The sequence below is a fragment of the Pontibacter ummariensis genome, from assembly GCF_900188175.1.
Taxonomy (GTDB): domain Bacteria; phylum Bacteroidota; class Bacteroidia; order Cytophagales; family Hymenobacteraceae; genus Pontibacter; species Pontibacter ummariensis.
The window spans coordinates 1-3620 of the sequence record NZ_FZOQ01000064.1 but is presented as its reverse complement, the minus strand read 5'-3'; the positions used below and the strand labels follow the sequence as shown (position 1 = coordinate 3620).

General features: G+C 46.1%; 3 protein-coding genes. 1 reads left to right on the top strand and 2 read right to left on the bottom strand.

What is annotated here, in order from left to right; genetic code table 11:
- Positions 1 to 954: 954 nt before the first annotated feature.
- Both CHB92_RS25320 and CHB92_RS26365 read right to left on the bottom strand, forming a co-directional pair.
- Positions 955 to 1905 carry a mechanosensitive ion channel family protein gene (locus tag CHB92_RS25320; protein WP_089322027.1) on the bottom strand — a complete coding sequence of 317 codons (951 nt, stop codon included), beginning with the start codon at positions 1903 to 1905 and terminating at the stop codon, positions 955 to 957.
- A gap of 803 nt (positions 1906 to 2708) precedes the next feature.
- Entirely contained in the window at positions 2709 to 2837 is a 129-nt protein-coding gene (locus CHB92_RS26365) for a hypothetical protein (protein ID WP_258179146.1), read from the bottom strand.
- Between the two features lie 31 nt (positions 2838 to 2868).
- Here CHB92_RS26365 and CHB92_RS26045 point away from each other — a divergent pair, with 31 nt between their 5' ends.
- Entirely contained in the window at positions 2869 to 3015 is a 147-nt protein-coding gene (locus CHB92_RS26045) for a hypothetical protein (RefSeq protein WP_218824315.1), read from the top strand.
- Positions 3016 to 3620: the final 605 nt, after the last annotated feature.

Sequence of the window (3620 nt, the reverse complement as noted above, 5' to 3'; positions counted from 1 at the left end):
TACTGAGAAATCTTTAGCTGCTGTTGCTGTGCTAAGTCTAAAAAATGCTGTTGTAGTTTCTTTTTTTGCTGTTTCTGCATCTTTTGAATAAGCAGCATAGGCACAATGAAAAGTGCCAGGGAAAAAATCCCCATGATAACTGATTCGAAATCCTTCTTTGATTGAGTTAAATTCTAGACAAGCCATGCCCCAGTGCCAATAGCGCTATCGGCACTGGAGTTGCGCCGTAGTTTGGTCTTACTCTCCCTATGCTCCATAACAAAGGGTGGATTACCAGAAGTAGTGAAAGGGGAAAATGATGTCCCCTACCGTGAGGCTTGGGTGAATTCGTTTCGAGTACAAGAGTTACCCATACTTCAAAGGTAATGAGTTGTTAATTAACGTAGCCATATTTTGACTCTTACAGTGCCTACTTCGCTCCCCTGTTCTCGAGAGAGGAAGTTAATGTAAGTAAGGAAGAAGAACATTACTCCCTTCCTACTGTTTCCTCACACATAAAAGAGTAACATTTCACTGTCCTAAGCATTCAAGGTCAATATGTTGTACTAACGGCCTAAGTGCAACCTTTCAGGTTGCACCTAAATGTGTTGCACTACTAGGCAGACATAAAGTTTTATCTTTCAGTCTTGCTGTTCGGCTTAGGTCCTGTAGGATTTGATACGTTTATATAATGTTGCCAAAACTGCAGCACTTGACTTTTAGGGATCAGCCTTGTGAATGAAAGTAGCTCCTGGGACCAGGGAGTGGTCGCCGTGGAAACGTATCTGATCAAATAGATACAGCTTATAGAAACAGAAACGTTCCTGCTTTGTGTGCTGTCTTCCCTTCCTTAGTTAGTGGAAGAACCATCAGACTAAAGCCTAAAAGTTGTTTAAACCTTTCGCCACCTTTCTAACGCAAGCGAACGCTCCCTGATAAATTTAGAGTAAAGGCCTCTTATGGTTACCTCCCTAATCAATCCTCAGTCTTTTTACTGGTTCCTGCGATGAAGTTAGCTTTAAAAGACTCTCCAAGCTGCTGAAGCTCCTCACTTAGCTTCTCGCCTCCTTTTATGCCAAAATCCAAGGTACGAATCGGGAATGGGATCAGGATATCATTCGCGTCAAAGGCTTTCTTAATGCGGATAATGGCATCGCTTTTGGCACTCACATAATCTACCTGCCGGCTATAACTCACCCAGAAACGCGCCTTAAAGTTAATGGAGCTATCCCCAAAGGCATCATACATCACCTCAATGTCTCTGGTCTTTACTCGGTTCTTCACGTCCTGTAGTGCTTCTGTTACTACCTGCTGCACGTGCTCCAGGTCCTCGGCGTAAGATATGCCCACCTCTACGTCTATCCGCCGTGTGCCATAAACAGAGAAGTTCGTCAGGGGCTTCTCAAACACCGTTTTATTGGGCAAATGCACTGTTTCCCCTGTTGTCTGACGTATGTCCATTGTACGGAGGGAAATACGTTGAATCGTCCCAAAGTAGTCGTTTGTCTCGATCATGTCGCCAACACGAAATGGCCGTCGCACGGCAATGATAACGCCGGCCATAAAATTGGCAGCTATGTCCTTAAAGGCAAAGCCCAGCGCAATACCGACAACACCGACACCGGCTAGCAAGGACACCACTACCCTGTCCAGTTTCAGGATGCTGAGCGCAAAAAAGAAGCCCACCAATAATATTCCGGTGTAAAGGAGGGTGAGTATAAGATTAACAAGAGCCCTGCTGTGAGCGAACCTGTTCATAAACTTCCCCGTCCAATCCCTAACCAAGCCAGCCAGCTTGAAGGTGATGATTAGTAGCAGAACAGCTAGAAATATGTTTGGGAGTATGAGCACAAACTGGTCGCCCCAAGCCTCCAGTTTCTTCCACAGCAACTCCGTAGTCTCGTTCAAGCCCTGGAAATAGTTCATCTAATTCTCTCCTGCTGTTTTTTTGGCCTACCGCAACACGGAATTTCTATCTAACAAGCCTGTTACTATATCCCTATGGATGGGTGCCCTTCTGCAAGAATTAACTTCATCAGGTTATTTGACCCGTTCTTATTCAAGTTAACTAAGTTGACAAAAGCAACTTTTTGCATCCCATGCGGCTACTATAAAATACGGGCTAGTGTAGAACCTGTTGCTGCTCCCGTAGTTCCTTCCTCGCAGTTTACTGCCCCAGGAAGCAAGAGAGTGGACAGACTACCTGAATACTCTGCATGCGGGTAGTCCTACAGTGAAAGTATTGCCTTATAAGTCCTTTGGTTTTTGTCCCTTACTTTATTGCTACACTGTTCGCTTTGTCAAAATACCTGTTGCCGAAGTAGCTTGAACAAAGTGAGCTTGTCAGAGTAAAACTTAGTACAGACACTACTACATAGCAATGGTTCCTCGTGTTTCAAGCTATGAAAACAACTGCTCAAGCGCTTCCTGTCAACATTGGAAGGGCATGTGCAGTTAGAAGCTTTTAGATCGATGAGTTAGTTTGAACAAAAAACCAGGGAGAAATTACAACCCTGGTTTTTTGTCTTGTCAAAACTGAGAAGCTACAGCAGCTTTGACTGTGAAGAACCAATAAAGGTAAATACGCAGCTATGCTAAAAGCGTTTGTCCTTGCCACCACAGAAGCTCTGAAAAGTAAAGAGCTTCCAGGGAGCCAGGCACTTTTTTCTTTTGAAAGCCTTGTTCTTGAGTGCCAGTCGTAAGTTGGCAGGAGCCGTTGAGAGCTTATACTACAGTGCCAGCAGGAGGACGGCACAGGCGCCGGCGCCGAGCAGGAATGCCCAATAACGGCTCTTGCGTTCCTCGGGGCGCTCTTCCTTCAGCACGTTCAGGATCTCGGCCCCACCAATGAAAGCCATCACCACAGAAGTTTCGTGTTCGGACAGGACAATGAAAAATCCCAGCACCAGAGCCACCGCCCTGCTTGCGGTAATCCCAGTGGTAGTGATCCTGCAGGCCACAGTCGTTTATGACAATGTGCAGCGCCATGGCAACGGCGAAAAGATCATTTGCTGTATCGGCCCCTCTTCCCACTGAAGAGGAGGTAGCCGATCAGGGCCAGCAGGTATATATGATTTTCAAGAAAACCGAGAGTGCCCATTGCTTTACTTACCTGCTCCTGTCCTTCACTGAGCTTCGGAAAGAGGTGCAGAAAAATATAAGCCACGGAAATGCCTCCTGCTACTGAAAGCCAGGAGCTCCTGGGGATACCGGTCAGAAAAGAAAAACGGCCTCCATAGTAATGAATCAGGGCAAATGAACCAGGGCAAGCGCTGCCACAGGTATAACCGAAATATGTTCTATCATGAAGGACTGTGTTTGAGGGTAAGAGCAGTTTATAGCACTATGATGGGCAGCTTTGAATCAGGGCCAAGGCTCGATCATTTGCGCGCATACTTACCTGGCTTATAACACTTACCTGGCTTATAACAGCGCATATATTGGAAGAGTGATAAAGACAGGCGCATAGGAAGATTATGTAAACAGGGATTACAGTTAGCTCACAGTAGCTTATTCTTCCTGTTTGTTGAAGCGCTTGTGTCGTCCTTCCCACCTGTCGCGGGCCCACTTCTGCAGGTCTTCCACGGCATCGTACTCATCTGTGATCTCGAGCCCCAACAGGGTCTCTATTATGTCCTCCA

Bases quoted from the DNA above. Each gene is read 5' to 3' on its own strand.
- CHB92_RS25320 (WP_089322027.1), bottom strand. From the start codon at position 1,905: ATGAACTATTTCCAGGGCTTGAACGAGACTACGGAGTTGCTGTGGAAG.
- CHB92_RS26365 (WP_258179146.1), bottom strand. From the start codon at position 2,837: ATGGCTTTCATTGGTGGGGCCGAGATCCTGAACGTGCTGAAGGAAGAG.
- CHB92_RS26045 (WP_218824315.1), top strand. From the start codon at position 2,869: ATGAAAAATCCCAGCACCAGAGCCACCGCCCTGCTTGCGGTAATCCCA.